The sequence below is a fragment of the Pseudomonas sp. LBUM1672 genome, from assembly GCF_059695655.1.
Genome location: NZ_CP166781.1, coordinates 1,216,056 through 1,243,028, shown reverse-complemented (window position 1 = coordinate 1,243,028; position 26,973 = coordinate 1,216,056). Strand labels below are relative to the sequence as shown.

Here is a 26,973-nt window from a genome sequence, read left to right as displayed (position 1 = left end):
ACCGCGACAAGTGAAAGAACTTATGCGAAACGGGATTGCCAAACGTAGGGCATTTCCCTGCCAGCTATACGCTCAAGGAATGCCCGGTGTAGGATGCGCGCCCCTTGGCACACGCCGACCGGTCCTTCGTTCCACAGCCTTTGGAACCTGAAATAACTATGTCATCGCGTAAATTTGGACTCAACCTGGTCGTGGTGCTCGCCATCGCAGCCTTGTTTACCGGCTTCTGGGCGCTGATCAATCGCCCGGTCACCGCTCCCAACTGGCCTGAGCAGATCTCCGGCTTTTCGTACTCGCCGTTCCAGCAGGGTCAGTACCCACAAAAAGAGCAGTATCCGACCGACGATGAAATGCGTCGCGACCTGGAGATCATGAGCAAGCTGACGGACAACATCCGTACTTACTCGGTCGACGGCTCCCTGCAAGACATCCCCAAACTGGCGGAAGAATTCGGTCTGCGGGTCACCCTCGGTATCTGGATCAGCCCGGACGAGGAGCGCAACGAGCGTGAGATCCTGCGCGCCATCGAACTCGCCAACACCTCCCGCAGCGTGGTTCGCGTGGTTGTAGGCAACGAGGCGATCTTCCGTAAGGAAATTACCGCTGCAGATCTCAGCATTATTCTGGATCGCGTTCGCGCGGCGGTGAAAGTGCCGGTGACCACGTCCGAGCAATGGCACGTCTGGGAAGAAAACCCGAGCCTGGCCAAGCACGTCGACCTGATCGCTGCCCACGTCCTGCCGTACTGGGAACATGTGCCGATGGAGCAATCCGGGCAGTTCGTACTGGACCGTGCCCGTGATCTGAAAAAAATGTTCCCGAAAAAACCGCTGTTGCTGTCGGAAGTCGGCTGGCCGAGCAACGGTCGTATGCGCGGCGGTGCCGATGCATCGCCGGCAGACCAGGCGATTTACCTGCGCACACTGGTCAACAAGCTCAACCGCCAGGGTTTCAACTACTTCGTGATCGAAGCGTTTGACCAACCATGGAAGGCCAGCGACGAAGGTTCGGTGGGCGCTTACTGGGGTGTTTTCAACGCCGCACGCCAGCAGAAATTCAACTTCGAAGGCCCGGTCGTTGCGATCCCGCAATGGCGCGTGCTGGCGGTCGGTTCGGTGGTCCTGGCGCTGCTGTCCCTGACCCTGCTGATGATCGACGGCTCGGCCCTGCGCCAACGCGGCCGCACCTTCCTGACCTTTATCGCCTTCCTTTGCGGATCGGTGCTGGTGTGGATCGGTTACGACTACAGCCTGCAATACAGCACCTGGTTCAGCCTGACGGTCGGGGGCCTACTCGCACTCGGCGCACTCGGGGTCTTTATCGTGCTACTGACCGAGGCGCATGAACTGGCCGAGGCGGTCTGGACCCACAAGCGCCGGCGTGAATTCCTGCCGGTGGTCGGCGAATCGGACTACAGACCGAAGGTATCGATCCACGTCCCTTGCTACAACGAGCCGCCGGAGATGGTCAAACAGACCCTCAACGCCCTGGCCAACCTCGACTATCCGGACTTCGAAGTCCTGATCATCGACAACAACACCAAGGACCCGGCGGTCTGGGAACCGGTGCGCGATTACTGTGAAACCCTCGGCCCGCGCTTCAAGTTCTTCCACGTCGCGCCGTTGGCCGGTTTCAAGGGCGGCGCGCTGAATTATCTGATTCCGCACACCGCCAAGGATGCCGAAGTCATTGCGGTGATCGATTCGGACTACTGCGTCGACCCGAACTGGCTCAAGCACATGGTGCCGCACTTCGCCGATCCGAAAATCGCCGTGGTGCAGTCGCCACAGGATTACCGCGACCAGAACGAAAGCACCTTCAAAAAGCTGTGCTACGCGGAATACAAAGGCTTCTTCCACATCGGCATGGTCACCCGCAACGACCGTGACGCGATCATCCAGCACGGCACCATGACGATGACCCGACGCTCTGTGCTCGAGGAACTGGGCTGGGCCGACTGGTGCATCTGTGAAGACGCCGAGTTGGGTCTGCGCGTGTTCGAGAAAGGCCTCTCGGCGGCGTATTACCACACCAGCTATGGCAAAGGCCTGATGCCCGATACGTTTATCGACTTCAAGAAACAGCGATTCCGCTGGGCCTATGGCGCGATTCAGATCATCAAGCGTCACACCACCAGCTTGCTTCGCGGCAAGGGCACCGAGCTGACCCGCGGCCAGCGTTACCACTTCCTCGCGGGCTGGTTGCCGTGGGTCGCGGACGGCATGAACATCTTCTTCACCGTGGGCGCCTTGTTGTGGTCGGCGGCGATGATCATCGTGCCGCAGCGGGTCGATCCGCCGTTGCTGATTTTCGCGATCCCGCCACTGGCGCTGTTCGTGTTCAAGGTCGGCAAGATCATCTTCCTCTACCGTCGTGCAGTGGGGGTCAACCTCAAGGATGCGTTCTGCGCGGCACTGGCCGGCCTGGCGTTGTCGCACACCATCGCCAAAGCGGTGCTGTACGGCTTCTTCACCAGCAGCATTCCGTTTTTCCGCACACCGAAGAACGCCGATAACCACGGTTTCTGGGTGGCGATCTCGGAGGCGCGCGAAGAGGTGTTCATCATGCTGCTGTTGTGGGGCGCGGCACTGGGGATTTACTTGGTGAACGGCATGCCGAGCAACGACATGCGCTTCTGGGTGACCATGTTGCTGGTTCAGTCGCTGCCGTACCTGGCGGCGCTGATCATGGCGTTCCTGTCTTCGCTGCCGAAACCGGTGGTCGCGACAGAGACGGCACCGGCAGTCTAAATCTCTACAGATGCACTAAACGGCGGCCAATGGTCGCCGTTTTGCTTTAAGATAACCGCCATTTTGCGGGGCTTGGCGTGATATCCATCCCTGTGGGAGCCAGCCTGCTGGCGATGGCAATGTAACAATCAACGTTTATGTTGACTGACACACCGCCATCGCCAGCAGGCTGGCTCCCACATTTAGTCCGCGCCCATATTCAAGATTTCCGGAGTTTTCCATGACGGCCCACGCCGACCTTTCGCCGACCCTTCAACTCGCCATCGACCTGATCCGCCGTCCGTCCGTGACGCCGGTTGACGCCGATTGCCAGAAGCAGATGATGCAGCGCCTGGGCGATGCCGGCTTCACCCTGGAACCGATGCGCATCGAAGATGTGGATAACTTCTGGGCCACCCACGGCAAACACGACGGCCCGGTGCTGTGCTTCGCCGGTCACACCGACGTGGTGCCGACCGGCCCGGTAACCGCCTGGCAGATCGACCCGTTCAACGCGCTGATCGACGAACACGGCATGCTCTGTGGCCGTGGCGCGGCGGACATGAAAGGCAGCCTCGCCTCGATGACAGTGGCGGCCGAGCGCTTTGTCGCCGACTACCCGGACCACAAGGGCAAGGTCGCTTTCCTGATCACCAGCGACGAAGAAGGCCCGGCGCACCACGGCACCAAGGCAGTGGTCGAACGCCTTGCCGCCCGTAAGGAACGTCTGGACTGGTGCATCGTCGGCGAACCGTCGAGCACCACCCTGGTGGGTGACGTGGTCAAGAACGGCCGTCGTGGCTCCCTCGGCGCCAAGCTGACCGTACGCGGTGTGCAGGGTCACGTGGCCTATCCACATCTCGCGAAGAACCCGATCCACCTCGCCGCCCCGGCCCTGGCCGAACTGGCCGCCGAGCATTGGGACCACGGCAACGATTTCTTCCCGCCGACCAGTTTCCAGATCTCCAACGTCAATTCCGGCACCGGCGCGACCAACGTGATTCCGGGCGACCTGATGGCGGTGTTCAACTTCCGTTTCTCCACCGAATCCACCGTTGAAGGCTTGCAAAAGCGCGTCGCCGACATCCTCGACAAACATGGCCTGGACTGGCACATCGACTGGGCGCTGTCCGGTCTGCCGTTCCTGACCGAACCGGGCGCGTTGCTGGATGCCGTCGCTTCAAGCATCAAGGACGTAACCGGTCGCGACACCAAAGCCTCCACCAGCGGTGGCACCTCCGATGGACGCTTTATTGCGACCATGGGCACTCAGGTGGTTGAACTGGGCCCGGTCAACGCGACGATCCACCAGGTCAACGAGCGCGTACTGGCTGCCGACCTCGACGTGCTGACCGAAATCTACTACCAGACCCTGATCAAGTTGCTCGCCTGATGCTCGCCTGCCCGATCTGCAGCGAACCGCTGAACGCGGTGGACAACGGCGTGGCCTGCCCCGCCGGGCATCGTTTCGACCGTGCGCGGCAGGGTTACCTGAACCTGCTGCCGGTGCAGCACAAGAACAGCCGCGACCCAGGGGATAACCTCGCCATGGTCGAAGCCCGTCGCGACTTCCTGAACGCCGGCCATTACGCACCGGTGGCAAAGCGCCTGGCAGAGCTGGCTGCGCAATACGCGCCGCAGCGCTGGCTGGACATCGGGTGTGGCGAGGGTTATTACACCGCGCAAATCGCCGAGGCCTTGCCCAACGCTGACGGGTACGCCCTGGACATCTCCCGGGAAGCGGTGAAACGCGCCTGCAAACGCAACCCGCAGCTGACCTGGTTGATCGCCAGCATGGCGCGGGTGCCGTTGGCCTCGGGGAGCTGCCAGTTTCTCGCCAGCGTCTTCAGTCCGCTGGATTGGGAGGAAGCCAAGCGCTTGCTCAGCCCCGGCGGCGGCTTGATGAAAGTCGGGCCGACCAGCGGCCATCTGATGGAATTGCGCGAGCGGCTGTACGACGAAGTCCGTGAATACACCGACGACAAGCATCTGGCCCTGGTGCCGGAAGGCATGGCGCTGCAACACAGCGAAACCCTGGAATTCAAACTGACGCTTTCAAAGGGTCAGGATCGCGCCAACCTGCTGGCCATGACGCCCCACGGCTGGCGCGCCAGTGCCGAACGCCGAGCGGCGGTCATCGAGCAGGTTGAGCCGTTCGAGGTCACCGTTTCGATGCGCTACGATTACTTCGTACTTCAATAATTTTTGGTCTTGAGCAATGGCTCGAGGCCGGCTAAATCCGCGAATGGATTTTTCAGACCCGCAGTGAGGACATCCATGCGCCAACCCGATATCGAGATTTACCTGAAAGACGCCGACGTCGACTACAAGGCCGTCGCAGACTGGCTTAGCGAAGCGTTGGGCCAGTGCAGTGAATGGGTCAAGAAGGGCCAGACCTACAAGTGCAAGGCCGGCAACGTGCCCGTCACCTGGCTGCCAAAAGCCGTCGGCAAATGGAACAGCCTGTTCCTGGACAGCGACCAGACCCCGTGGGAAGACGACATCGCTTGCGCCCGCGCCGCGTTTGCCGCGCTGAACGTCGAAGTGCGTTGTGCGCCGGGTACGTGGGTCGAGGAAGAAGGTGAAGAGACGGCGGATCGCTGGATGCGCATCAGCGCCGACGGTGAAGAAGAGATCACCTGGAAAACCGCGTAAGAACGACACCAACCCCATGTGGGAGCGGGCTTGCTCGCTCCCACAGTGGTTTTGGGTGAACTGGAAGGTGGGTTTACAGACCTATCACATCCTCAGCCTGCAACCCCTTCTCGCCCGTCACCACGGCGTATTCAACCTGCTGACCTTCAGCCAGCGAACGATGCCCCTCGCCGCGGATCGCGCGGTAATGCACGAACACGTCCACCCCGTCCTCGCGCTGAATGAAGCCGTAGCCCTTGGCGTCGTTGAACCACTTCACATTGCCGGTTTCGCGCGTAGCCATGAATCGATACCCCCTTCTTTTTATTGTTGAGCCGCCGAGTATATGACAGGCGCCAAAACTCTCAACTCAACTTTACTTACCCGCTTTTTTGCCGATTTTCGACGAATCCGGCACACTATCGGCCGCCCGAGCAAACGCTCGGTTTTATTCACTCACGCAGATGCCGTATGACCCGTTCCCCGTTCCGCCGTCTTGTGTTTGGCACCCTGCGCCGACTGCTCTATCTCTGGGTTCGCTCGGAGACGATCAATCAGTCGTCGTTCACCCTCAACCTCGACCGCAGTCGTCCGGTGTTCTACGTCCTGCAAAACCCTTCGCTGACCGACCTGGCCGTGGTCGACACCGAATGCAGCAAGGCCGGCCTGCCCCGCCCGGTGCTGCCCGTGTCGGTAGGCAACCTGGTGGAACCCGCCGCGTTTTTCTACCTCACGCCGGAGCCCGACTGGCTCGGCCGCCAGGACAAACGAGGCGCACCGCCGACGCTGACCCGCCTGGTCAGCGCCCTGAGCCAGAATGCCGCCGAAGACGCGCAGATCATTCCGGTCAGCGTGTTCTGGGGGCAGTCGCCGGACAGCGAATCGAGCCCGTGGAAACTACTTTTTGCCGATAGCTGGGCCGTGACCGGTCGCCTGCGTCGGTTGCTCAGCATCATCGTGCTGGGCCGCAAGACCCGAGTGCAGTTCTCCGCGCCGATTCACCTGCGCGAATTGATCGACCACAACAAAGGCCACGAGCGCACCGTGCGCATGGCCCAGCGGATCCTGCGCGTGCACTTCCGCAACCTCAAGGCCGCGGTGATAGGCCCGGACATTTCCCACCGACGCAACCTGGTCAAAGGCTTGCTCAATCAGCCGTTGGTCAAGCAAGCGATCCTCGACGAAGCCGAACGGGAAAACATCTCCCCGGAGAAAGCCAAGGCCCAGGCCCTGCGCTACGGCAACGAGATCGCCTCGGACTACACCTACACCGCAATCCGTTTCCTGGAAGTGGTGCTGAGCTGGTTCTGGAACAAGATCTACGACGGGATCAAGGTCAACCACATCGAAGGCGTGCAGAAAGTCGCTCAGGGTCACGAAGTGATCTATGTGCCGTGCCATCGCAGCCACATCGACTACCTGCTGCTGTCTTACTTGCTGTTCCGAAACGGCCTGACCCCGCCGCACATCGCCGCCGGGATCAACCTCAACATGCCGGTGATCGGCAGCCTGCTGCGGCGTGGCGGCGCGTTCTTCATGCGCCGCACCTTCAAGGGCAACCCGCTGTACACCTCGGTGTTCAACGAATACCTGCACACCTTGTTCACCAAAGGTTTCCCGGTCGAATACTTCGTCGAGGGCGGCCGTTCGCGCACCGGGCGCATGCTGCAACCGAAGACCGGGATGCTGGCGATTACCCTGCGCAGTTTCCTGCGCTCGTCGCGCATGCCCATCGTCTTCATTCCGGTGTACATCGGTTACGAGCGTGTGCTGGAAGGCCGGACCTACCTCGGCGAACTGCGCGGCGCGAGCAAGAAGAAAGAATCGATCTTCGACATCTTCAAAGTCATCGGCGCGCTCAAGCAGCGTTTTGGTCAGGTGGCGGTGAACTTCGGCGAGCCGATCAAACTCGCGGAATTCCTCGACAGCGAACAGCCCGACTGGCGTAAACAGGAACTCGGCCCGCAGTTCAAACCCGCGTGGCTCAACGAAACCACCAACCGTCTCGGCGAGAAAGTCGCGCAGCATCTGAACGAAGCGGCGGCGATCAACCCGGTGAATCTGGTGGCCCTGGCGCTGCTGTCCACCACCCGTCTGGCCCTGGATGATCGCGCCATGGCGCGGGTGCTGGATTTGTATCTGGCGCTGCTGCGCAAGGTTCCGTACTCGCCGCACACTACGCTGCCGGAAGGTGATGGCCGGGCGCTGATCGAGCATGTGAAGGACATGGATCTGCTGTCCGAACAGAGCGATGCGCTGGGCAAGATTCTGTATCTGGACGAGCAGAACGCCGTCCTGATGACCTACTACCGCAACAACGTGCTGCACATCTTCGCCCTGCCGGCGCTGCTCGCGAGTTTCTTCCAGAGCGCGTCGCGCATGAGCCGCGAACAGATCCTGCGCTACACCCGGGCGCTGTATCCGTACCTGCAATCGGAGCTGTTCATTCGCTGGACGCTGGATGAATTGGATGGCGTGATCGATCAATGGCTCGACGCGTTCGTCGAGCAAGGTCTGCTGCGTTTCGAGAACGACGTTTACCTGCGCCCGGCACCAAGCTCACGGCATTTTGTGTTGCTGACGTTGTTGTCGAAGAGCATCGCCCAGACGCTGCAACGCTTCTACATGACCGTGTCCCTGCTGCTCAACAGCGGCCAGAACAGCATCAGCGCCGAAGAACTGGAAGACCTGTGCACCGTCATGGCTCAGCGCCTGTCGATCCTCCATGGCCTGAATGCCCCGGAGTTCTTCGACAAGAGTCTGTTCCGCCACTTCATTCAGACGATGCTGGATCTCGACGTGCTCAAGCGCGACGAAGCCGGCAAGTTGAGCTATCACGAGTTGCTGGGTGAACTGGCGGAAGGTGCGGCCAAACGGGTGCTGCCGGCGGAGATCCGGTTGTCGATCCGCCAGGTGGCCTTGCATCGAAGTGAAGATGCGGCGGACCAGGCTTAGTTGCAGTCGGCTGTAACTTTCTGACAATGACTATAAGAACACGGATGTTCTTATAATCTGTCAATTATGAATTAATAGAGGCCCTCTTAAATTCCGATATGGATATCGCGATGACACCGCTTGAAAACACTAGCAACTACGTCACCCTCACTTTCAGTTTGCCTGAAGACTTTCTGCCCCCAGACGATGGCAACGGCGAAACCTTTATAGGCGTGCAAACTGCCAACTCCTCCTTCCCCATCAAAGTGGCGCAATCGCGTACACCAAACCTGTACAGCGGATCCTGGAACTTTTCGTTCCCACACAACTATTCCGATGTCAGCGTCAAATACCTTGTGACCATCAACATGACCCATAACGGAGTTCCCCTGTTGATTGACCTGGACTACTTCGTGATCGTCCACCACGCGCCGCACCGACAGATCCTGCACCTGAGCCCGATAGGCCGTCTCTACATACAGGCGCAAGCACCTCGAGCGGTCGAACCCGAACACGCCGTCACCGTTGCCGCCCACGAGCACGACGACACCCAAGCCCTCGTCACTCAGATACATATCAGCGAAAATCAGGCGCAGGCGTTTTACCTGGAATACGATCCAGCCACTGTCGTCCCCGGTAAACGCTACACCCTGACCGCCACTGAAAACGAATACCTGAATTCAATAGCGGTCTATCCGGGCTCCGTTGTATTGAAGCCCTTCAGCACGACTTGAAAGACAGTCGAAAAATGTAATTTGTCGCGCGCCATCTATTTCGCAGCCTATTCGGTCAACAAGTAAGGAAATACCCTACATAGCGTTCGCGGCTCTCGACGATATGCTGACAATTCGTCATTCCCGACGATTAATCTGATAAGGAAATCAAAATGAGCAACGAATATGAAAAGAGCATCGGTGGTACCGTGCACTATCTACTGAGAATTCAATTACCGCCCAACTCGACACTTCACGTCAATCTGCTGGATGTCACTTCCACAGACGTTCCGGCCAAAGAACTCGCAAGGCAAGTCATCCCTAACGCAGAGACAACGGGCTTGGACTTTAACTTGCTGTACAAGGTTGCCGATGTCCTGCCTGATCACCGCTATGCCATCCGTGCGCGGATCGAAACCACCGAACAAGTGATCTTCGCGACCACGAAGGATCACGCAGTGCAACTGGGTGTCGACCACCTCCGTCCCGAGGACGTTATTGTCCGCAACGTTCGTACGAAACCAGACAGTAACTTCTAAGTCTTGAGCTGAAAAAATCCGTTAAATTGTCGTTGGCGCCGGTCTTCTTCGGGCGCCAGGGACAAGGATCAAATTCATGAAAAAATGCTCGCTTCTGGCACTGGCTGCTTTGCTCAGCGCCTGCCAGACCCTGCAACCTGCCGCGAAAACCAGCCTCGATGGCGAAGTCTTCTACCTCCAACGCGTCGCCCTGCCGGCGAGCGCCACCTTGAGCGTCAGCCTGCAGGACGTGTCCCTCGCGGATGCGCCCGCCGTTATCCTCAATGAACAGAAAGGCCCGGTCAAAGGCCAGGTGCCACTGCCGTTTCATCTGAGTTACGATCCGGCCCAGGTCAAACCTGGTCATCGCTATTCGGTCAGCGCGCGCATCGAAGTCGACGGCAAGCTGATGTTCATCACCACCGAACACCACGCCGTACAGCTTGATGGCCGCGATCCGCAACCCCTGAAAATCCGCGTCGACGCCGTTCGCTAATTTCTCTTTTTGAACAAGGAAGCCGCCATGCTCCGCCCTACCCTTCGCTTCGCCGGCCTTTTCGCAGGCTTGATGATCTCCGCCAGCGCGCTGGCGCTGTCGCTCAATGACCTGTCGCAAAAGGACGCTACCGGCGGCCTCAAAGACGCCCTGACCCAAGGCGCGCAGCTGGCCGTCAAACAACTCGGCACGCCGGGCGGCTTCAGCAACAACCCGGACGTGAAAATCGAACTGCCGGGCAAACTGGGCAAAGTCGCCAGCAAAATGAAACAGTTCGGCATGGGCGACCAGGTCACTCAGCTGGAAACCAGCATGAACAAAGCGGCGGAAACCGCCGTGACCCAGGCCCAGCCAATTCTGGTGGACGCGGTCAAGAAGATGAGCGTCGAGGACGCCAAAGGGATTCTCAGCGGCGGCAAAGATTCGGCCACCCAATACCTGAGCAAAACCAGCCGCGAACAGATTCGCGTCAAGTTCCTCCCTATCGTCAAACAAGCCACCGACCAGGTCGGCCTGGCCAAGCAATACAACACCTTCGCGGGCCAGGCAGCGACCATGGGCGTGCTGGATGCGAAGAACGCCAACATCGAAAGCTACGTGACCGAGCAGGCGTTGAACGGTTTGTTCGAGATGATCGGTAAACAGGAAGAAACCATCCGCCAGAATCCGGCGGCTGCGGCGACGAGTCTGGCGAAGAAGGTCTTTGGTACGCTTTAATTCCAAGCAATTGAAACTCGCAAAAAAGCCCACTGGTCTTTACAGGTCAGTGGGCTTTTTCCGTTTGCGCTACTGGTGCGGATCAACCTGATCCAGAACGCGATTTACCGATAACTCCGCCAGCGAAATCATCTGTTGAACCGCCAACATAAGATTGCATTTCGGTCCGTTCAAACCGAAGGCTAACTCACTGGCCATCACATTTGCCGAAGCGAGGGTTTCGCAGGCGTGAGCCAAAAGGGTTTCGGAATCAACGTTGGGGGCGATGACGAAAACCGAGCTGGGACGACGGTCAGCTTTAGCCTTTTTTCGGGTGGTGGCGCCAAATAGTGATCAAGAGCGCGAATTGCCGCGTCGTGGAGTTTTTTGGAATCGAGAAAGGCGTAGGGGGAAACCGGGTCGGTTTCTTTTTCCAGTTCTGCTTCCGTGTATGGAGGATTTGGGCTGTCTTTAATCATCGTGTAACTCCTGAAGTAGTGGAGCTGTCACCGTTCGCTGCGAAACGAACATAAGGTGACAGCTGTACGCAGGTTCGCAGACCGGGACTTCAGGAACCCGGCAGACCCGAAGATCTCCCGCGCACAGCCGCCATAACACAGGCATAAAAAAACGCCCGCTTTCGGATGGTGGACGCTGTGCGTCTGAAGTTTAACCGGGCTGCGAAACCCGGTCGCTGCTTTTTGCAGCGACACCCAAAAGCCTAGAGATCGCGCTTCCGACAGACAACCTGAAAATTTCGTGGGAAGGTTCTGATGTTTTGGCAGATCTTTAAACATAGTCGCCTGCCAGATCGCCATCGCGGGCAAGCCCGCTCCCACAGGGTTTTGTGTCGTACACGGTATTTGTATTCAGAAGATTAACTGTGGGAGCGAGCCTGCTCGCGAAAGCGGTCGTCCATTTGCGAAATGTATTGCCTGACACGACGCCATCGCGAGCAGGCTCGCTCCCACAATTTAGAGCGGTGAACGTCAGCAAGAGAGCGGGCGGCCCGAAGGCCGCCGAGATTACACCGACTCTTTCTTGATCCTGAACCACGCCGCATACAACGCCGGCAAAAACAGCAGCGTCAGCGCCGTCGCCACGATCAACCCGCCCATGATCGCCACCGCCATCGGCCCGAAGAACACGCTGCGGGACAACGGGATCATCGCCAGCACTGCCGCAAGTGCCGTCAACACGATCGGCCGGAAACGCCGCACCGTGGCTTCGATAATTGCTTGCCACGGCTTGAGCCCGGCGGCGATGTCCTGCTCGATCTGGTCCACCAGGATCACCGAGTTACGCATGATCATCCCGGACAGCGCGATGGTCCCGAGCATTGCCACAAAGCCGAACGGCTGGCGGAACACCATCAGGAACAGCGTCACCCCGATCAAGCCCAGCGGCGCGGTCAGGAACACCATCACCGTGCGTGAGAAACTGCGCAATTGCAGCATCAGCAAAGTCAGCACCACCACGATGAACAGCGGCACGCCGGCCTTCACCGAGTTCTGGCCACGGGCCGAGTCTTCCACCGTACCGCCGACGTCCAGCAAGTAACCGTCCGGCAGTTCGGCGCGAATCGGGTCGAGGGTCGGCATGATCTGCTGCACCAGCGTCGCCGGTTGTTCCTTGCCATAGATGTCGGCGCGGATCGTCACGTTCGGCAGGCGGTTGCGGTGCCAGATGATGCCTTCTTCGAAGCCGTATTCCAGCGTCGCGATTTGCGACAGCGCCACGCTGCGGCCGTTGTCGGTCGGCACCGCCAGACTCGGCAGCAACGACAGTTCGGTCCGTTCATGCAACGTGCCGCGCAGCAGGATCTCGATCAACTCGTTGTCTTCGCGGTACTGGCTGACGCTGGAACCGGTCAGGGAGCTTTGCAAGAACTTCGACAGGTTGGCCGTGCTCACACCCAGCGCCCGGGCGCGGTCCTGATCAACGTTAAGGTAGACGACTTTGCTCGGCTCTTCCCAGTCCAGATGGACGTTCACCACATGCGGATTTTCGCGAACCTTGGCCGCCACTTTGCGGGCCAGCGCGCGGACTTCCTCGATGTGCTCGCCGGTCACCCGGAACTGCACCGGATAGCCAACCGGCGGACCATTTTCAAGGCGTGTAACCCGCGAGCGCAGGGTCGGGAATTGTTCGTTGAGAGTTTCGATCAGCCAGGTGCGCAGGGTTTCGCGCTCCTCGATGGTCTTGGCCAGGACGACAAACTGGGCGAAGCTCGCCGCCGGCAGTTGCTGATCCAGCGGCAGGTAGAAACGCGGCGAACCGGTGCCGACGTAGGCCACGTAGTTGTCGATGCCGGCGTGATCCTTCAGAAGCGCTTCAAGGCGTTTGACCTCGTCGGCGGTGTTGCTCAGGGACGCGCCTTCAGCGAGTTTCAGATCGACCATCAACTCGAGCCGCCCCGAAGCCGGGAAGAACTGTTGCGGCACAAAGCGGAACAGCACGATGGAGCCGATGAACAACACCACGGTCAGCACGATGACGGTTTTACGCCAGCGCACGCACCACTCCACCAAACGCCTGACCCGCTGATAGAACGGCGTGCCGTAAGGGTCGGGCTGACCGGTGCCATGTTTGGCGGCATGAATTTTCGCCAGGTCCGGCAGAAGTTTTTCCCCCAAGTACGGCACGAAAACCACCGCGACAATCCATGAGGCCAACAACGCGATGGTCACCACTTGGAAGATCGAGCGCGTGTATTCGCCGGTGCCCGACTGCGCAGTGGCGATCGGCAGAAACCCGGCAGCGGTAATCAGGGTGCCGGTGAGCATCGGGAACGCGGTGCTGGTCCAGGCGTAACTGGCCGCCTTGATGCGGTCGAAGCCCTGCTCCATTTTGATCGCCATCATTTCTACGGCGATGATTGCGTCGTCCACCAACAAGCCCAGTGCCAGAACCAACGCGCCGAGGGAAATCTTGTGCAGGCCGATGCCGAGGTAATACATGCAGGCGAAGGTCATCGCCAGCACCAACGGAATCGCCAGCGCCACCACCATGCCGGTGCGCACGCCGAGGGAGAAAAAACTCACCAGCAACACAATCGCCAGGGCTTCCACCAGCACTTGAACGAACTCGCCAACGCCGGTTTTCACTGCGGCAGGCTGATCGGAAACCTTGCGCAGTTGCATGCCGGCCGGGAGGTTTTTCTGAATGCGGTCGAACTCGATTTCCAGCGCCTTGCCCAACACCAGAATATCGCCACCGTCCTTCATCGCCACGGCCAGACCGATGGCGTTTTCCGCCATGAAACGCATGCGCGGTGCCGGTGGGTCGTTGAATCCACGGCGCACGTCCGCCACATCGGAGATGCGGAAGGTACGGTCACCGACGCGGATCGGGAAGTTCTTGATCTCGTCGACGGTCTGAAAATTCCCCGAAACCCGTAGCTGCAATCGCTCGCTGGTGGTTTCAAAGAACCCGGCCGTGGACACCGCGTTCTGCTCTTCAAGTGCTTGCTGCACGGCGGCCAATGGCAAACCGAGTGTGGCGAGTTTGACGTTGGAGAGCTCGATCCAGATCTTCTCGTCCTGCAGCCCGAGCAGATCGACCTTGCCCACATCCTTGACCCGTTGCAGCTGGATCTGGATGCGGTCGGCGTAATCCTTGAGCACTGCGTAATCAAAACCGTCGCCGGTCAGCGCGTAGATATTGCCGAAGGTGGTGCCAAACTCATCGTTGAAAAACGGCCCCTGAATGCCCGGCGGCAAAGTGTGCCGAATGTCACTGACCTTTTTGCGGACCTGATACCACAGGTCCGGAATCTGCACCGAATGCATGGAGTCACGGGCAATGAAGGTCACCTGGGATTCGCCGGGGCGCGAGAAAGAGACAATGCGCTCGTATTCGCCGGTTTCCATCAGCTTCTTTTCAATGCGCTCGGTGACCTGGCGCGAGACTTCCTGCGCCGTGGCGCCCGGCCAGTTGGTGCGGATCACCATGGCCTTGAAGGTGAACGGCGGGTCTTCGCTTTGGCCGAGTTTGGTGTAGGAAAGCGCGCCGACGACGGCCAGCAAGAGCATCAGGAACAGTACGATCTGGCGATTGCGCAGCGCCCATTCGGAAAGATTGAAACCCATCGGGGATTACTCCTTGTCCGCCAGATTGACCACGCGGTTGGAGCGATCCACCGGGCGCACTTGCTGCCCTTCGAGCAGGACATGGACGCCAGCGGCCACCACCCAGTCGCTGGCATTCAGGCCCTCGAGCACTGGGACGGTTTTCTCGCCGAAGGCACCGACCCGGACCGGGGTTTTCTTCAAGGTATTGTTGGCACTGACGACCCAGACGTAGGTCGCGCCGTTTTCCGCCGTCAGTGCCGACAGCGGCACAGACAGCGGTATCACGTCAGCGGTCTGGACGAACACCCGGGCGCTCTGGCCGAGTTCGGCCGGGACCTTGCCGCCAGTGAACGAAATCCGGGCCGCGAAGGTGCGCGACTTGGGATCGGCAGCGGGCGACAGCTCACGGATGCGCCCGGCGAAACGCTGATCGGGTTGGGTCCAGAGCTCTACCGACACTGGCTGACCGACCTTGAAGCGGCCGAAACTCTGCTCCGGCAGGCTGATCAACACTTCCCGCTCGCCATCGGTGGCCAGGGTAAACACGGTTTGCCCGGCCGCCACCACTTGTCCGACTTCAACTGCGCGTTTAGCAACCACACCATCCTGGGGTGCACGCAGCACCGCGTAGCTGGCCTGATTGGTCGACACGTTAAACTCGGCTTTGATTTGCTTGAGGCGCGCTTCACCGGATCGGTAAAGGTTTTCGGCATTGTCGTACTGCGAACGGCTGACCATCTGACGGTCCATCAGGGTCTTGTAGCGATCACGCTCGGCGCGCACCAGGCTCAGATTGGCCTCGGCGGCGGCCACTTGGGCACGGGTGGCCTCCAGTTGCAGGCGTACGTCCTGAGGATCGAGTTCGGCCAGTGGCTGATCGGCCTTGACCCGCTGCCCTTCTTCAACCAGTCGTCGGCTGACTTTGCCGCCAATGCGAAACGCCAGGTCCGGCTCATAACGAGCCCGTACTTCACCGGGAAAACTTTCCATTGCCTGGGCCGAAGGCTCTGGCTGCACAACCATCGCCGGGCGGACAGTGGCTTTAGGCGCCTCTTCGTGGCCACACGCAGACAATAAAAACGCCAGACAGACTGGCAACGCGAGGGGCAAGGCATAGCGGAACATGGTGAAGGACCTTTCGCTAATGGTGCTTGGAATAATTATACTGGTGAGTATGTTATTAATAGCAAACTCACCAGTCCAGTATTAAAGCGAAGAATGTCGAACAATCTTTCAGCACCCAACGGTCCGGGCCGTCCAAAGGATCTGGCCAAGCGCCAGGCCATCCTCGATGCGGCGAAAATTCTGTTTCTGAGTAATGGTTACGCCAGCACCAGCATGGATGCAGTGGCGGCGGAAGCCGGTGTGTCGAAGCTCACGGTCTATAGCCATTTCAACGACAAAGAGACGCTGTTCTCCGCCGCCGTGATGGCCAAGTGCGAAGAGCAGTTGCCCACGCTGTTTTTCGAATTGCCGGACGGCATTTCGGTAGAAACGGTACTGCTGAACATCGCGCGCGGCTTTCATCAGCTGATCAACAGCGATGAATCGGTGAACCTGCATCGGCTGATGATGGCCCTGGGCAGCCAGGACCCGAAACTCTCGCTGATCTTCTTCGAGGCCGGACCGCAACGCATGCTGCACGGCATGGAGCGGTTGCTGACCAAGGTTGATCAGTGCGGCGCGTTGAGCATCGATAAACCGCGCAATGCAGCCGAGCATTTCTTCTGCCTGCTCAAGGGCGCCGGGAATTTCCGCTTGCTGTATGGCTGCGGCGAGCCGGTGACCGGCGATGCGGCCGAGGAGCATGTGCGGGAAGTGGTGGGGTTGTTTATGCGGGCTTACAGGCCTGGGACAGACTGATGGGTTCTGGTTGTCTGGACTGACGCCTTCGCGGGCAAGCCTCGCTCCTACAGGGTTTAGCACAGATTCTGTAGGAGCGAGGCTTGCCCGCGAAGGGCGCGACACGGTCTTATGGCTTAAGCGCTTTCTTCGGATAAATATCATACCGACTGGATTTCCCGTCCAGCGCATGACTCGGCTTGGGCCCCGCAATACAAGGCGCCTTGCGCGGGCGCTTGACTACTACCCGATGGCTGGCCAGTGCCAACGCGGCTTCGAGCAATGCCGGCGCATCCGGATCATCGCCGACCAACGGCCGGAACAGGCGCATTTCCTTTTTCACCAACGCCGTTTTCTCACGATGGGGAAACATCGGGTCGAGGTAGATCACCTGTGGCGGCTCGCCTTCCCAGTTGCGCATGACCTCGATCGAATTGCCCTTGAGCAACTTCATCCGCGCCACAATCGGTGCCACGTCGAAATCTTCCGCGCCACGGGCAAGCCCATCCTCAAGCAACGCCCCAATCAGCGGCTGGCGCTCGATCAGGCTCATCTCGCAGCCCAGGCTCGCCAACACGAACGCATCCTTGCCCAGCCCCGCCGTGGCATCCAGCACCCGCGGACGTACGCCCTGGGCAATGCCAACCGCCTTGGCGATCATCTGCCCGGTGCCACCACCGAACAACCGGCGATGCGCCGCACCACCTTCGACGAAGTCCACCCGCACCGGCCCCGGTGCGTCCGGCCCGAGCTGTTGCAGCTGCAAACCCTGTTCGCCCACCTGCAAGGCAAACTCGCCGTCATCCACATGCAAAGGCAAGCCCAGGCGTTCGGCCCATTGCTCCGCTTGTGGCTGAAACGCCGGGGCCGAGGCCTCGACGTGGATGCGGCAAGCCGCAGGTTGCTCAATCATGGGAAAACACGCTCAAAAAATTAATGATCGGCAAAAACGGCCGATAACAAAACTAACGAGCATTTTGCCAGAGCTGAGCGTCGACCGAGAAAAATGTCAGGCATTCAATCCACATCCGTAGGCTACCTATCGCGTCATGGCGATTATGGCCTGCGAAACTCGCAAGCACTGAGCGGCGTCAGTCACCTGTGGCAAGATTTTTTTGCCCAGGCCCTGGCCGAACAGTCGACCGATGTGGTGCCGGCGTGTGGGACTTTTCCACCGGTTGATCTTGAAAGCCCGGTCGAGCCTACCGTCGGCAGTGAGCTGTTGGCGCACATCGTCAGCCAGCGCGAATGCGATGTGAAAGAAACCGAAGTCAAGCCACCCGAGCCGCTGTTCCTGCCGATTGCCGAGTTCGAAATGGACCTGGCCGACAAACCTTTCCCGCCGTTCCCGGCCGAAGAAATCGTCGCGCAACAGAAACAACAAGACTTCGAAAGTGGCTGGGTGCGTCCGATCGTGCTCACCGCCGGCCAGCCCCTGCCAGAAGCCGGCCCAGCGCCACAACCGCGCCCGCTGCGTTTGCCGATCGCTGAATTCGAAATGGACCTGCTGGACAAACCGTTCCCGCCGTTCTCCCCCGAAGAACTGGTGGAGCAACAGAAACAACTCGACTTCGATAACGGCTGGGCTCGCCCGATCGTCCTGCAGAACCTGCGCATCGCCGCCTGATCGTTAATAACAGGCAGTCAGCGACACACCCACCACGGCCCGACATCGACATGAAAGTGATTGCGATGGGCGGCGTTGTAGTCCGGGCTCAATACCACACTGAACAAGCCACAGGCGCCATCGCGAACCTGGCGCAGAAACCGTGCGTCCTGATTATCCTTCGGCCAATCCTTGAGCACGCTGATGGCTCGACCGTCCGCCAGGCGGAAACCGGCAATGTCCAGCGCATCGGCGCTGGCGTGCTGGCTTCGTCTGCCGTTTTCGCGGCCGTAGACGTTGCGGCAGGCAAAGCTGCCGAGGTGATCGACCCGGCTGACGGACTGCCCGTACACCGCTTGTGCGGCGGGTTGCAGGGCATGGTGTTCGAACAGGGCAAACGAAACCGCCAGGCGGCAACTGGCGAGAAAGCTGCTGCTTAGCGCGACATCACCGCCCTGCACACGCAAGGTGTTGATCAATGGACACGTCGCGCCGGGACTGTCGGCCTGATGCGTGACCCGCAACCCGGAACTGCTCAAGGCCTGATCACACAATTGCGGATCATCACGCAGGCGCATCAGTTTGTAGCGCGTCAGAACGTTCGGCTTGGCCTTCACGTCCAGCGGTGCCCAAGGGTTCCATTGGGGCGGCAGCGAAATCCAGCCGCGCCAGACGCTCACGCCCGCCGCACCGATGATCAACAGCATCAACAACAGCCACCACCGAAACCGCATCGTCAGCCTTTGAACAATTGATTGGCCTGCGCATAGGGCATGGACCGCGACGTGAACCCGAAGGTGCCCGACGTCTTGATCTCTTCGGCCGCACGGAAAAACTCGCCATACGCCGCCAAGGCCAGGGCCGAACCGACGCTGATGCGTTTGACGCCCATCTCGCTCAACTGCCCGACCGTCAATTTGAGTCCGCCGGACATCAACACGTTGACCGGTTTCGGCGCCACGGCGCGGACCACCGCCAACACGTCGTCAGCGCTGCGCAGACCCGGCGCATACAAAACGTCGGCCCCCGCCTCAGCGAATGCCTGCAAACGGCGAATGGTATCGGCCAGGTCAGGATTGCCGTGCAGAAAATTCTCGGCACGGGCGGTCAGGACAAAAGGGAAAGGCAAGCTGCGCGCCGCTGCGACGGCGGCTTCAATGCGCGCCACGGCATGTTCGAAGCAGTAGATTGGCGCGTCTTCACGGCCCGTGGCATCTTCGATCGAGCCACCAACAGCGCCCGCCGCCGCAGCCTGCAAAATGCTTTGCGCGCATTCGGCCGGGTCGTCCGCAAAACCGTTTTCCAGGTCCACTGCCACCGGCAAGTCGGTTGCCGCGACAATCGCCCGGACGTTCGCCAGCGTATCGTCCAGCGTCAACCCGCCATCGGGCCGCGCGTTGGAAAAGGCATAACCGGCACTGGTGGTCGCCAGCGCCTCGAACCCCAGGCTGGCGAGCATCTTCGCCGAGCCGGCGTCCCACGGATTGGGAATGACAAAAGCGCCCTCGCGTTCGTGCAGTGCTTTGAACGCTTGGGCTCGAAGGGTTTGCGCATCCATTGGCAGGCTCCTGAATGGGGGACGAGTCCGCCTCAGAGCAGGCCAAGTTGCTCGGCGGCGGGCTCTCTGTATAGCTCAGGCAACGGCGGCAAGCCAGGCAAACGCAGCATCAGTTTTGCGTGGAAACGTTGCGCCAGTCTGGCGGCCAGCAGGTTATCGGCGGTGTGCAGGAAGATGTAGGGTGTACGGCCCTCTTCGATCCACACGGCGATTTTCTCGACCCAGGGCTCCAGGAACGGATCGTTCGCCTCAAGCTGTGGATGGCCGATGAAACGCACCTGCGGGAATTGGGTAAACGCTGCCGGACGCGTCGGCACCCTGGGCTTTTTCGATTGGGCGTGAAGCACCGAAGGATCGGTCGACGTGCAGCTGAACAGCGCTCGTGGATCAAGGCAAATGCGCTCGACGCCACGGTCCAGCAGCAGACGATTGAGCACTCGCTCGCTATCACCTTTGGCGAAGAACTCGTCATGCCGCACTTCAACCGCCAGCGGTCGCTCAAGTGCATCGATGAAGCCGGCCAGTTCGGGCAATCGGTGCGGGGTGAAGCTTTTGGACAGTTGCAGCCACAGCGGCGAAACCCGCTCACCGAGTGGGCTGAGCAACTGCAGGAAGGTGTCGGCGGCGGTCAGTTGTTCGCGCAGGTCACCGCCGTGGCTGATGTCGCCGGGAAACTTGGCGGTGAAGCGAAAGTGTTCGGGCATGGTCTCGGCCCAGCGCTGCACCGTGCTGGCAGCCGGGCTCGCGTAGAAGGTCGTATTGCCTTCTACGGCGTTGAATACTTGGGAATAGAGATTCAGAAAGTCGGCGGATTTGGCGTCCGGCGGATACAGATAATCGCGCCAGGCGTTTTCACTCCAGGACGGGCAGCCGAGGTAGTAAGGCAGCAACATCAGATGTACAGGTCGAGGCCCATTACATCGGTATCCCAATCGACAAAACCGGCAGTGCTCAGGTAGCTGGCGAGTGCCGTGGCGACGCTTTTGCTCATGGCGCGGTGGTAGATCATGTCTTGCTGACGGGCCGGAAGGTTGCTCAGGCGTTGCGCGGAGGCTTTGGCGGCACGGGCGGCCATTTGCTCTTCGGTCGGGATTTCCAGCTCGCCGTCGATATCGACGTAGTCGTCATCCGCCACCGAGCCTTTGCGGGGCTTGCGCTTGATGGGGTAGGACTGGGAGGAAACGCCGTCTATACGCATGGAGTACATGTCCGGTATCAGTAGTGGCAGTCTAGTGGCACATAACCCACTTCGCAAACCGCCGAGTGATAACTAGAACACAGAAATACGAAAAGGTTTAAAAGCGGCGGGATAAATCGACGATTGGCTACTTCTGTTAGATCGCTTTCGCGGGCAAGCCTCGCTCCTACAGGGTTTGTGTCGTTCACGCATTTTGCGATCGGCTCAAACCTGTAGGAGCGAGGCTTGCCCGCGAAGGGTTCAACTCGGTCTCGGATCAACGCGCTTTCGGCGTCGCCACTTTATCGCGCAGATAAACCGGCTGAGCCTCATCCGCCACAATCGCCTCACCGCGTTCCCAGGCAAACCGCGCCAGCGTCAGCAGGTCTTCAGCATGGGGCAACATGCCCGCGTCCTGCCCGCTCAGGTTGACGGCGATGCGCTCGGCATATCCCCAACCCGTGCCGGCGCCGAACCATTCACCACTGGCATCGGCCGGCAATGCGGCCACTTCCGGAGGCAGCACCGCCTCATTACCCACCAAGCGCATCTCGCCCGCCGTTTCGCGGTAGCAACCCCAATACACTTCATCCATGCGCGCATCGATGGCGGCCGCAACCTGGCTCACGCCGTGTTCGCGATACGCCCGCTGCGCCAGCACCGCCAGGTTGGACACCGGCAGCACCGGGCGATCCAGTGCAAACGCCAGGCCTTGCACCACGCCAATGGCGATCCGCACGCCGGTGAATGCGCCCGGCCCGCGACCGAATGCGATGGCATCGACCGCTTGCAGGGTGGTCCCGGCATCGGCGAGCAACTGCTGGATCATCGGCAACAGTTTCTGCGCATGCAGGCGCGGGATCACCTCGTAATGGCTCGTGACCTTGCCGTCATGCAGCAAGGCAACGGAGCAAGCTTCAGTCGCGGTGTCCAGGGCCAGCAAGGTGCTCATCGATGTTTCCGTAAGAGAGGTCAGAAAAAGTGCGCCAGTATAAACAACTACGGCCCGCAAGCGGGCCGTAGAAGATGAAGCGGATCAGTCTTTTCAGTTCAGCGCTTCAAGCACCTTGCCGGTGATCGCTTCAACCGAGCCAATACCTTCGACGTGGCTGTACTTCGGTTTGCCTTGAGCGACGGACAGCTCCTGGTAAAACTTCACCAGAGGCTCGGTCTGGGCGTGGTAGACCGACAGGCGATGACGCACGGTTTCTTCGGTGTCGTCTTTGCGCTGTACCAGCTCTTCACCGGTGATGTCGTCTTTACCGGCAATTTTCGGCGGGTTGTAGACGATGTGGTACACGCGGCCGCTGGCCTCGTGAACACGACGGCCAGCGATACGCTGGACGATGTCTTCGTCTTTAACGTCGATTTCCAATACGTGATCCAGCTCGACGCCGGCTTTCACCAGGGCTTCAGCCTGGGGAATGGTGCGCGGGAAACCGTCGAACAGGAAACCGTTGGCGCAATCGGCCTGGCTGATGCGTTCCTTGACCAGATTGATGATCAGGTCATCGGAAACCAGGCCACCGCTGTCCATGACGCTCTTGGCGATCAGGCCCAGCTCGGTGCCAGCCTTGACCGCTGCACGCAGCATGTCGCCGGTGGAGATTTGCGGGATGCCGAACTTTTCGGTGATGAACTTTGCCTGAGTACCTTTACCGGCCCCGGGAGCTCCCAGCAGAATGACGCGCATCGATGTGCTCCTCAATTTTTTATATAGATAACAACGGATTCGCCTCGTGGGGCCAATCTCAAAAACAGGGTCGTGACCGCCCAAACGGTCAAAGGCTGATCAAGATACACAGCAGGCCCGGACCACACAAGCCGCCGAAAGTCGGAGAAACCCGCGCCTTGCGTGACCTTGCGACGGGGTACCCCAAGTCGCAACCCCATCATTAACTGTCGCCTGGCAGACCTTTTCCGCCCCTCGCCCGCCGGCACCCGAACCTCGCGTCGGGCGCCTTCCCCCACGACGAAAACCTTAGCCGGTATTTCGCAATCCGGCAGCAATCCCCGCCACAGACACCAGCAGCGCCTGTTCTACCGGGCTGCCCTGCGCCACTTCCTGTTGCCGCGAACGGGCCAACAGTTCGGCCTGCAATAGATGAAGCGGGTCGAGGTAGGTGTTGCGCAGGCGGATGAATTCGAGGGTGGCTGGGCTATGTGCCAGTAGCTGAGACTGACCGGTCAGCCCGAGGACCACGGCGCACGCCTGCGACAATAGGTCGCGTAAATGCGCCCCCAAAGGTAGCAAATCCGGCTCGACCAGACGCTCATCGTAGGATCGGGCGATGTCGGCATCGGCTTTGGCCAAGACCATTTCCAGCATGTCGATGCGCGTACGGAAGAACGGCCACTGTTCACGCATCTGCCCCAGCAGTTCACCTTCGCCGCGTTCCAGCGCCTTGCTCAGCGCTGCTTCCCAGCCGAGCCAGGCCGGCAGCATCAGTCGCGTCTGGGTCCAGCCGAAGATCCATGGAATGGCGCGCAGGCTTTCGATCCCGCCAGCACGGCGCTTGGCCGGGCGGCTACCCAACGGCAAACGGCCCAGTTCCTGTTCCGGGGTGGACTGACGGAAATACTCGACGAACTGCGGATTTTCCCGCACCACGGCGCGGTAAGCCTTGACCCCGTCGGCGGCCAATTCGTCCATCAGATGGCGCCAGGCCGGTTCCGGTGCCGGGGGCGGCAGCAAGGTCGCTTCCAGCACCGCCGCCAGGTACAGATTGAGGTTCTGCTCGGCGATGTCCGGCAGGCCGAATTTGAAACGAATCATTTCGCCCTGCTCGGTGGTGCGGAAACGTCCCGCTACCGAACCGGGTGGCTGCGACAGAATCGCCGCGTGCGCCGGACCACCGCCGCGCCCCACGGTGCCGCCGCGACCGTGGAACAACAACAGCTCGACTTGCTGCTCGCGGCAGATATCGACCAAACGTTCCTGTGCCCGATATTGCGCCCAGGCCGCTGCTGTTGTGCCGGCGTCCTTGGCCGAATCGGAATAACCGATCATCACTTCCTGCGGCCCTTGCAGGCGCGAGCGATAGCCCGGCAGCAGCAACAGCTTTTCAATCACCGGACCGGCGTTGTCGAGGTCGGCAAGGGTTTCGAACAGCGGCACCACGCGCATTGGCCGCAACACGCCGGATTCCTTGAGCAACAATTGCACGGCGAGCACGTCGGAAGCGGCGCCGGCCATGGAGATCACATAAGAGCCGAGCGACGCCCCCGGGGCGGCGGCAATTTCCCGGCATGTCGCCAGCACTTCGGCGGTGTCGGCCGAGGGTTTGAAATACGCCGGCAGCAACGGCCGACGGTTGTTCTGTTCACGCACCAGGAAGGCGATGCGCTCCTCCTCGCTCCAGTCTTCGTAGCGACCGAGGCCGAGGTAGTCGGTGATTTCGGTCATCGCCGCCGTGTGACGGGACGAGTCCTGACGCACATCGAGCCGCACGAGGAACAGGCCGAAGGTCACCGCCCGACGCAAGCAGTCGAGCAACGGACCATCCGCGATCACGCCCATGCCGCACTCGTGCAAAGACTGGTAGCACAGCTCCAGCGGATCCAGCAGGTCGCGGTTGTTGTGCAGCACATCGGCGGTTGCCGGGGTGGTGGCCGTCAACGAGGCATGCGCCCAGTTACGCGTCGCGCGCAGACGTTCACGCAACTGTTTAAGCACCGCGCGATAAGGTTCGGCGCTGTCCCCGGCCTTGGCTTTCAGCGCATCGCTGGCCTGTTGCATCGACAGTTCAGCGGCGAGGTGATCGATATCGCGCAGGTACAAATCAGCGGCCATCCAGCGTGCCAGCAGCAACACTTCGCGGGTCACGGCAGCCGTCACATTCGGGTTGCCGTCGCGATCGCCGCCCATCCACGAGGCGAAGCGGATCGGCGCGCCTTCCAATGGCAAATGCAGGCCGGTGGCGGCGTGCAGGGCTTTATCGGCCTTGCGCATGTAGTTGGGGATCGCTTGCCACAGCGAATGCTCGATCACCGCGAAACCCCATTTGGCTTCGTCGACCGGCGTCGGGCGGGTGCGGCGGATTTCTTCAGTGTGCCAGGCTTCGGCGATCAGGCGCTGCAACTTTGCCTGAATCTGCTCGCGCTCGGCGGTGGTCAGGTCGCGATGATCCTGGGCGGCCAGTTGCGCGGCGATGGCGTCGTATTTCTGGATCAGCGTGCGGCGCGCGACTTCGGTCGGGTGCGCGGTGAGGACCAGTTCGATCTCCAGTCGCCCCAGTTGCCGGGCCAGGGATTCGGCGCTATGGCCTTCGGCGCGCAGGCGCGCGAGCAGTTCCGGCAGCACTCGCGCTTCAAACGGGGCTGGCTGCGACTCTTCGCGGCGGTGAATCAGCTGATATTGCTCGGCGATATTGGCCAGGTTGAGAAACTGGTTGAACGCCCGCGCCACCGGCAGCAACTCTGCTTCGCTCAATTGGTTGAGGCTGGCGCTCAGTTCAGCGTCCATCGAACCGCGACGGTCGGCCTTGGCGCCCTTGCGGATCTGCTCGATCTTGTCGAGAAAGCCGTCCCCGTACTGTTCACGAATGGTGTTGCCCAACAGCTCACCCAACAGGTGAACGTCCTCGCGCAAGCGTGCATCAATATCGGTCATCAGCAGTTCTCCAGCGAAAATCCGGGTGTCTTTGAATGCCATGCTCTGATCACAGAGAGTGCCGCTCTAAAGCGCTTCTTACAAGCAGACGACGAAGGGACATTAAACCTTGCGGGTTCGAGCTAGTCTGAAGAGTAAGCCGTACAACGGCTTGCCGCCGACCATTGGCGGGCTCTCACACCGCCTGCCACGAGCAGGAGCGAATTGAGGTTTTTATGAAAATCCGCGAACTTGCCCAGCACTGGGAAGAAAACGCAAAAGGTCGCCTGACCGACACCGGTTACAGGATTCATCTGGACATGGAAGCGGCCGCACGGCTGGCGGCGATTATCGAGATGTACCCCAAACGCCAACCCGAGGAACTGCTTGGCGAGCTGATCGGTGCCGCGCTGGAAGAGCTCGAAAAGAGCTTTCCGTACGTGAAAGGATCGACTGTGGTGGCCACCGATGAAGAAGGTGATCCGCTGTACGAAGACGTCGGCCCTACCCCGCGCTTCCTCGCGTTGTCCCGTCGTCACTTGCATGATTTGTCATCCGTTGACGACAAGCAAAAACACTGATTTCCCCCAATACCTGTGGGAGCGAGCCTGCTCGCGATAGCGGTGTGTCAGCCAACAGAAATGTTGAATGTTCAACCGCAATCGCGAGCAGGCTCGCTCCCACATTGACCTGCGTACCCCCTTCAAAAATTGCGTACCCCAAGCCTTCAACAGGTCGGGCATACCGCTGCACATTGCCAAAGTTCCCGATCTAGAGCCTTTTCCGTTCGGTCAAAGTATTTTCGGGCGATAGGCCATCTTCTCTGAACTTTTGAAAAAACCCTCGGGTCACAGCCAGTAACCACGCCTGGGACGGCCGTTTCAAAACACCCCCGGAAATTGACGGTTACGGCTCCTTGCCCAGCATGGATTTTTAAGTTTTTCAGGAGTTATACCAATGGAGTTGAAGACCATGAAGATCAGCACTGCCAAGACCTCGTTCAATCAACTGCGCGGTTTGAAACTGGCGGCCCTTGCAATCGGCAGCAGCTTCGTACTGGCCGGTTGTGCCGGCAACCCGCCGACCGAGCAATTCGCCGTGACCCAATCCGCAGTGAATGGCGCCGTCAGCGCCGGCGGTACCGAATTTGCTGCCGTGGAAATGAAGTCCGCGCAAGACAAGCTCAAACAAGCCGAAATCGCCATGCATGACAAAAAGTATGCCGAAGCCAAAGTGTTGGCCGAGCAGGCTGAGTGGGACGCTCGCGTAGCTGAACGCAAAGCTCAGGCGATGAAAGCCGAACAAGCTGTGAAGGACTCTCAGAAAGGGGTTCAGGAACTGCGTCAGGAAAGCCAGCGCACCGTGCAGTAAGCGCGCATCCAGACCTCTGAAGCTCTTATCGATAG

Annotated in this window: 24 protein-coding genes and 1 pseudogene; 13 read left to right on the top strand and 12 right to left on the bottom strand. The window is 60.0% G+C overall.

The genetic code is table 11. The annotated features are described in order from the left end of the window. Nucleotides 1–158: 158 nt before the first annotated feature. From ACA053_RS05470 to ACA053_RS05455, 4 genes are all read left to right on the top strand, one after another. Entirely contained in the window at nt 159–2,750 is a 2,592-nt protein-coding gene (locus tag ACA053_RS05470) for a glycosyltransferase (protein WP_497394695.1), read from the top strand. A gap of 220 nt (nt 2,751–2,970) precedes the next feature. Then, nucleotides 2,971–4,122: a succinyl-diaminopimelate desuccinylase gene (gene dapE / locus ACA053_RS05465; protein ID WP_497394694.1), complete on the top strand. Its 1,152-nt coding sequence runs from the start codon at nt 2,971–2,973 to the stop codon at nt 4,120–4,122. Further along, nucleotides 4,122–4,931, top strand: a complete 810-nt coding sequence (locus ACA053_RS05460) for a putative RNA methyltransferase (RefSeq protein ID WP_497315881.1) — start codon at nt 4,122–4,124, stop codon at nt 4,929–4,931. The genes dapE and ACA053_RS05460 overlap by 1 nt, the downstream gene beginning before the upstream one ends. 75 nt (nt 4,932–5,006) lie before the next feature. Next, the gene (locus ACA053_RS05455; RefSeq protein WP_128872768.1) at nt 5,007–5,384 is read left to right on the top strand and encodes a hypothetical protein; all 378 of its coding nucleotides are present in this window, start codon (nt 5,007–5,009) and stop codon (nt 5,382–5,384) included. Between the two features lie 73 nt (nt 5,385–5,457). Here the strand turns inward: ACA053_RS05455 and ACA053_RS05450 are convergent, their stop codons facing one another. Beyond that, a complete protein-coding gene (locus ACA053_RS05450) occupies nt 5,458–5,667 on the bottom strand; it encodes a cold-shock protein (protein ID WP_497315879.1) in 210 nt (69 codons plus the stop codon). A 167-nt stretch (nt 5,668–5,834) separates the two neighbouring features. On the opposite strand from ACA053_RS05450, the gene plsB reads away from it, so the two are divergent. From plsB to ACA053_RS05425, 5 genes are all read left to right on the top strand, one after another. Next, nucleotides 5,835–8,318, top strand: a complete 2,484-nt coding sequence (plsB, locus tag ACA053_RS05445) for a glycerol-3-phosphate 1-O-acyltransferase PlsB (RefSeq protein WP_497315877.1) — start codon at nt 5,835–5,837, stop codon at nt 8,316–8,318. A gap of 110 nt (nt 8,319–8,428) precedes the next feature. After that, a complete protein-coding gene (locus ACA053_RS05440) occupies nt 8,429–9,031 on the top strand; it encodes a hypothetical protein (protein WP_497394693.1) in 603 nt (200 codons plus the stop codon). Nucleotides 9,032–9,183: 152 nt separating this feature from the next. Next, complete coding sequence (locus ACA053_RS05435) at nt 9,184–9,549, top strand: YbaY family lipoprotein (RefSeq protein ID WP_109628190.1); 366 nt, start codon at nt 9,184–9,186, stop codon at nt 9,547–9,549. 76 nt (nt 9,550–9,625) lie between these two features. Beyond that, nucleotides 9,626–10,024 (top strand): YbaY family lipoprotein, encoded by a 399-nt coding sequence (locus tag ACA053_RS05430; protein WP_497394692.1) that lies wholly within the window; start codon nt 9,626–9,628, stop codon nt 10,022–10,024. 27 nt (nt 10,025–10,051) lie between these two features. Next, nucleotides 10,052–10,741, top strand: a complete 690-nt coding sequence (locus ACA053_RS05425; RefSeq protein WP_497394691.1) for a DUF4197 domain-containing protein — start codon at nt 10,052–10,054, stop codon at nt 10,739–10,741. A gap of 69 nt (nt 10,742–10,810) precedes the next feature. Here the strand turns inward: ACA053_RS05425 and ACA053_RS05420 are convergent. The 3 genes and pseudogenes from ACA053_RS05420 to ACA053_RS05410 form a co-directional block, all read right to left on the bottom strand. After that, nucleotides 10,811–11,199, bottom strand: a pseudogene (locus ACA053_RS05420) (DUF6124 family protein). A gap of 546 nt (nt 11,200–11,745) precedes the next feature. Then, nucleotides 11,746–14,811, bottom strand: a complete 3,066-nt coding sequence (locus ACA053_RS05415) for an efflux RND transporter permease subunit (protein WP_109628187.1) — start codon at nt 14,809–14,811, stop codon at nt 11,746–11,748. A 6-nt stretch (nt 14,812–14,817) separates the two neighbouring features. Next, nucleotides 14,818–15,918, bottom strand: coding sequence for an efflux RND transporter periplasmic adaptor subunit (locus tag ACA053_RS05410; RefSeq protein WP_497315867.1), 1,101 nt, complete (start codon nt 15,916–15,918; stop codon nt 14,818–14,820). Nucleotides 15,919–16,011: 93 nt separating this feature from the next. Here ACA053_RS05410 and ACA053_RS05405 point away from each other — a divergent pair, with 93 nt between their 5' ends. Continuing rightward, nucleotides 16,012–16,656, top strand: a complete 645-nt coding sequence (locus tag ACA053_RS05405; protein WP_497315865.1) for a TetR/AcrR family transcriptional regulator — start codon at nt 16,012–16,014, stop codon at nt 16,654–16,656. A 109-nt stretch (nt 16,657–16,765) separates the two neighbouring features. On the opposite strand, the gene ACA053_RS05400 is transcribed toward ACA053_RS05405, so the two are convergent. After that, nucleotides 16,766–17,548: a class I SAM-dependent methyltransferase gene (locus ACA053_RS05400; protein ID WP_010462878.1), complete on the bottom strand. Its 783-nt coding sequence runs from the start codon at nt 17,546–17,548 to the stop codon at nt 16,766–16,768. Between the two features lie 93 nt (nt 17,549–17,641). Here ACA053_RS05400 and ACA053_RS05395 point away from each other — a divergent pair, with 93 nt between their 5' ends. After that, a complete protein-coding gene (locus tag ACA053_RS05395; protein WP_109628184.1) occupies nt 17,642–18,262 on the top strand; it encodes an energy transducer TonB in 621 nt (206 codons plus the stop codon). A 17-nt stretch (nt 18,263–18,279) separates the two neighbouring features. On the opposite strand, the gene ACA053_RS05390 is transcribed toward ACA053_RS05395, so the two are convergent. From ACA053_RS05390 to ppc, 7 genes are all read right to left on the bottom strand, one after another. Further along, a complete protein-coding gene (locus ACA053_RS05390) occupies nt 18,280–18,975 on the bottom strand; it encodes an extensin-like domain-containing protein (RefSeq protein WP_109628183.1) in 696 nt (231 codons plus the stop codon). A 2-nt stretch (nt 18,976–18,977) separates the two neighbouring features. Further along, nucleotides 18,978–19,799: an isocitrate lyase/PEP mutase family protein gene (locus ACA053_RS05385; protein WP_497394690.1), complete on the bottom strand. Its 822-nt coding sequence runs from the start codon at nt 19,797–19,799 to the stop codon at nt 18,978–18,980. Nucleotides 19,800–19,831: 32 nt separating this feature from the next. Beyond that, nucleotides 19,832–20,692, bottom strand: coding sequence for a DUF72 domain-containing protein (locus ACA053_RS05380; RefSeq protein ID WP_497394689.1), 861 nt, complete (start codon nt 20,690–20,692; stop codon nt 19,832–19,834). Further along, nucleotides 20,692–20,997, bottom strand: a complete 306-nt coding sequence (locus ACA053_RS05375) for a hypothetical protein (protein ID WP_497394688.1) — start codon at nt 20,995–20,997, stop codon at nt 20,692–20,694. The genes ACA053_RS05380 and ACA053_RS05375 overlap by 1 nt, the downstream gene beginning before the upstream one ends. 256 nt (nt 20,998–21,253) lie before the next feature. Next, on the bottom strand, nt 21,254–21,928 hold the full coding sequence (gene tsaB, locus ACA053_RS05370; protein ID WP_123719874.1) for a tRNA (adenosine(37)-N6)-threonylcarbamoyltransferase complex dimerization subunit type 1 TsaB: 675 nt from the start codon (nt 21,926–21,928) through the stop codon (nt 21,254–21,256). 93 nt (nt 21,929–22,021) lie between these two features. Then, entirely contained in the window at nt 22,022–22,669 is a 648-nt protein-coding gene (adk, locus tag ACA053_RS05365) for an adenylate kinase (RefSeq protein ID WP_109628179.1), read from the bottom strand. 288 nt (nt 22,670–22,957) lie between these two features. After that, nucleotides 22,958–25,588 (bottom strand): phosphoenolpyruvate carboxylase, encoded by a 2,631-nt coding sequence (ppc, locus tag ACA053_RS05360; RefSeq protein ID WP_497394687.1) that lies wholly within the window; start codon nt 25,586–25,588, stop codon nt 22,958–22,960. 215 nt (nt 25,589–25,803) lie between these two features. Between ppc and ACA053_RS05355 the strand changes: the two genes are divergently transcribed. Together ACA053_RS05355 and ACA053_RS05350 are read left to right on the top strand one after the other, a co-directional pair. After that, a complete protein-coding gene (locus ACA053_RS05355; protein WP_497315851.1) occupies nt 25,804–26,148 on the top strand; it encodes a pilin assembly protein in 345 nt (114 codons plus the stop codon). Between the two features lie 376 nt (nt 26,149–26,524). Then, a complete protein-coding gene (locus tag ACA053_RS05350) occupies nt 26,525–26,938 on the top strand; it encodes a DUF4398 domain-containing protein (protein ID WP_497394686.1) in 414 nt (137 codons plus the stop codon). Nucleotides 26,939–26,973: the final 35 nt, after the last annotated feature.

Excerpts from the sequence above, each read along its gene's own strand:
- ACA053_RS05470 (WP_497394695.1), top strand. The coding sequence starts at position 159 with ATGTCATCGCGTAAATTTGGACTCAACCTGGTCGTGGTGCTCGCCATC.
- dapE (WP_497394694.1), top strand. The coding sequence starts at position 2,971 with ATGACGGCCCACGCCGACCTTTCGCCGACCCTTCAACTCGCCATCGAC.
- ACA053_RS05460 (WP_497315881.1), top strand. The coding sequence starts at position 4,122 with ATGCTCGCCTGCCCGATCTGCAGCGAACCGCTGAACGCGGTGGACAAC.
- ACA053_RS05455 (WP_128872768.1), top strand. The coding sequence starts at position 5,007 with ATGCGCCAACCCGATATCGAGATTTACCTGAAAGACGCCGACGTCGAC.
- ACA053_RS05450 (WP_497315879.1), bottom strand. The coding sequence starts at position 5,667 with ATGGCTACGCGCGAAACCGGCAATGTGAAGTGGTTCAACGACGCCAAG.
- plsB (WP_497315877.1), top strand. The coding sequence starts at position 5,835 with ATGACCCGTTCCCCGTTCCGCCGTCTTGTGTTTGGCACCCTGCGCCGA.
- ACA053_RS05440 (WP_497394693.1), top strand. The coding sequence starts at position 8,429 with ATGACACCGCTTGAAAACACTAGCAACTACGTCACCCTCACTTTCAGT.
- ACA053_RS05435 (WP_109628190.1), top strand. The coding sequence starts at position 9,184 with ATGAGCAACGAATATGAAAAGAGCATCGGTGGTACCGTGCACTATCTA.
- ACA053_RS05430 (WP_497394692.1), top strand. The coding sequence starts at position 9,626 with ATGAAAAAATGCTCGCTTCTGGCACTGGCTGCTTTGCTCAGCGCCTGC.
- ACA053_RS05425 (WP_497394691.1), top strand. The coding sequence starts at position 10,052 with ATGCTCCGCCCTACCCTTCGCTTCGCCGGCCTTTTCGCAGGCTTGATG.
- ACA053_RS05415 (WP_109628187.1), bottom strand. The coding sequence starts at position 14,811 with ATGGGTTTCAATCTTTCCGAATGGGCGCTGCGCAATCGCCAGATCGTA.
- ACA053_RS05410 (WP_497315867.1), bottom strand. The coding sequence starts at position 15,918 with ATGTTCCGCTATGCCTTGCCCCTCGCGTTGCCAGTCTGTCTGGCGTTT.
- ACA053_RS05405 (WP_497315865.1), top strand. The coding sequence starts at position 16,012 with ATGTCGAACAATCTTTCAGCACCCAACGGTCCGGGCCGTCCAAAGGAT.
- ACA053_RS05400 (WP_010462878.1), bottom strand. The coding sequence starts at position 17,548 with ATGATTGAGCAACCTGCGGCTTGCCGCATCCACGTCGAGGCCTCGGCC.
- ACA053_RS05395 (WP_109628184.1), top strand. The coding sequence starts at position 17,642 with ATGTCAGGCATTCAATCCACATCCGTAGGCTACCTATCGCGTCATGGC.
- ACA053_RS05390 (WP_109628183.1), bottom strand. The coding sequence starts at position 18,975 with ATGCGGTTTCGGTGGTGGCTGTTGTTGATGCTGTTGATCATCGGTGCG.
- ACA053_RS05385 (WP_497394690.1), bottom strand. The coding sequence starts at position 19,799 with ATGGATGCGCAAACCCTTCGAGCCCAAGCGTTCAAAGCACTGCACGAA.
- ACA053_RS05380 (WP_497394689.1), bottom strand. The coding sequence starts at position 20,692 with ATGTTGCTGCCTTACTACCTCGGCTGCCCGTCCTGGAGTGAAAACGCC.
- ACA053_RS05375 (WP_497394688.1), bottom strand. The coding sequence starts at position 20,997 with ATGCGTATAGACGGCGTTTCCTCCCAGTCCTACCCCATCAAGCGCAAG.
- tsaB (WP_123719874.1), bottom strand. The coding sequence starts at position 21,928 with ATGAGCACCTTGCTGGCCCTGGACACCGCGACTGAAGCTTGCTCCGTT.
- adk (WP_109628179.1), bottom strand. The coding sequence starts at position 22,669 with ATGCGCGTCATTCTGCTGGGAGCTCCCGGGGCCGGTAAAGGTACTCAG.
- ppc (WP_497394687.1), bottom strand. The coding sequence starts at position 25,588 with ATGACCGATATTGATGCACGCTTGCGCGAGGACGTTCACCTGTTGGGT.
- ACA053_RS05355 (WP_497315851.1), top strand. The coding sequence starts at position 25,804 with ATGAAAATCCGCGAACTTGCCCAGCACTGGGAAGAAAACGCAAAAGGT.
- ACA053_RS05350 (WP_497394686.1), top strand. The coding sequence starts at position 26,525 with ATGGAGTTGAAGACCATGAAGATCAGCACTGCCAAGACCTCGTTCAAT.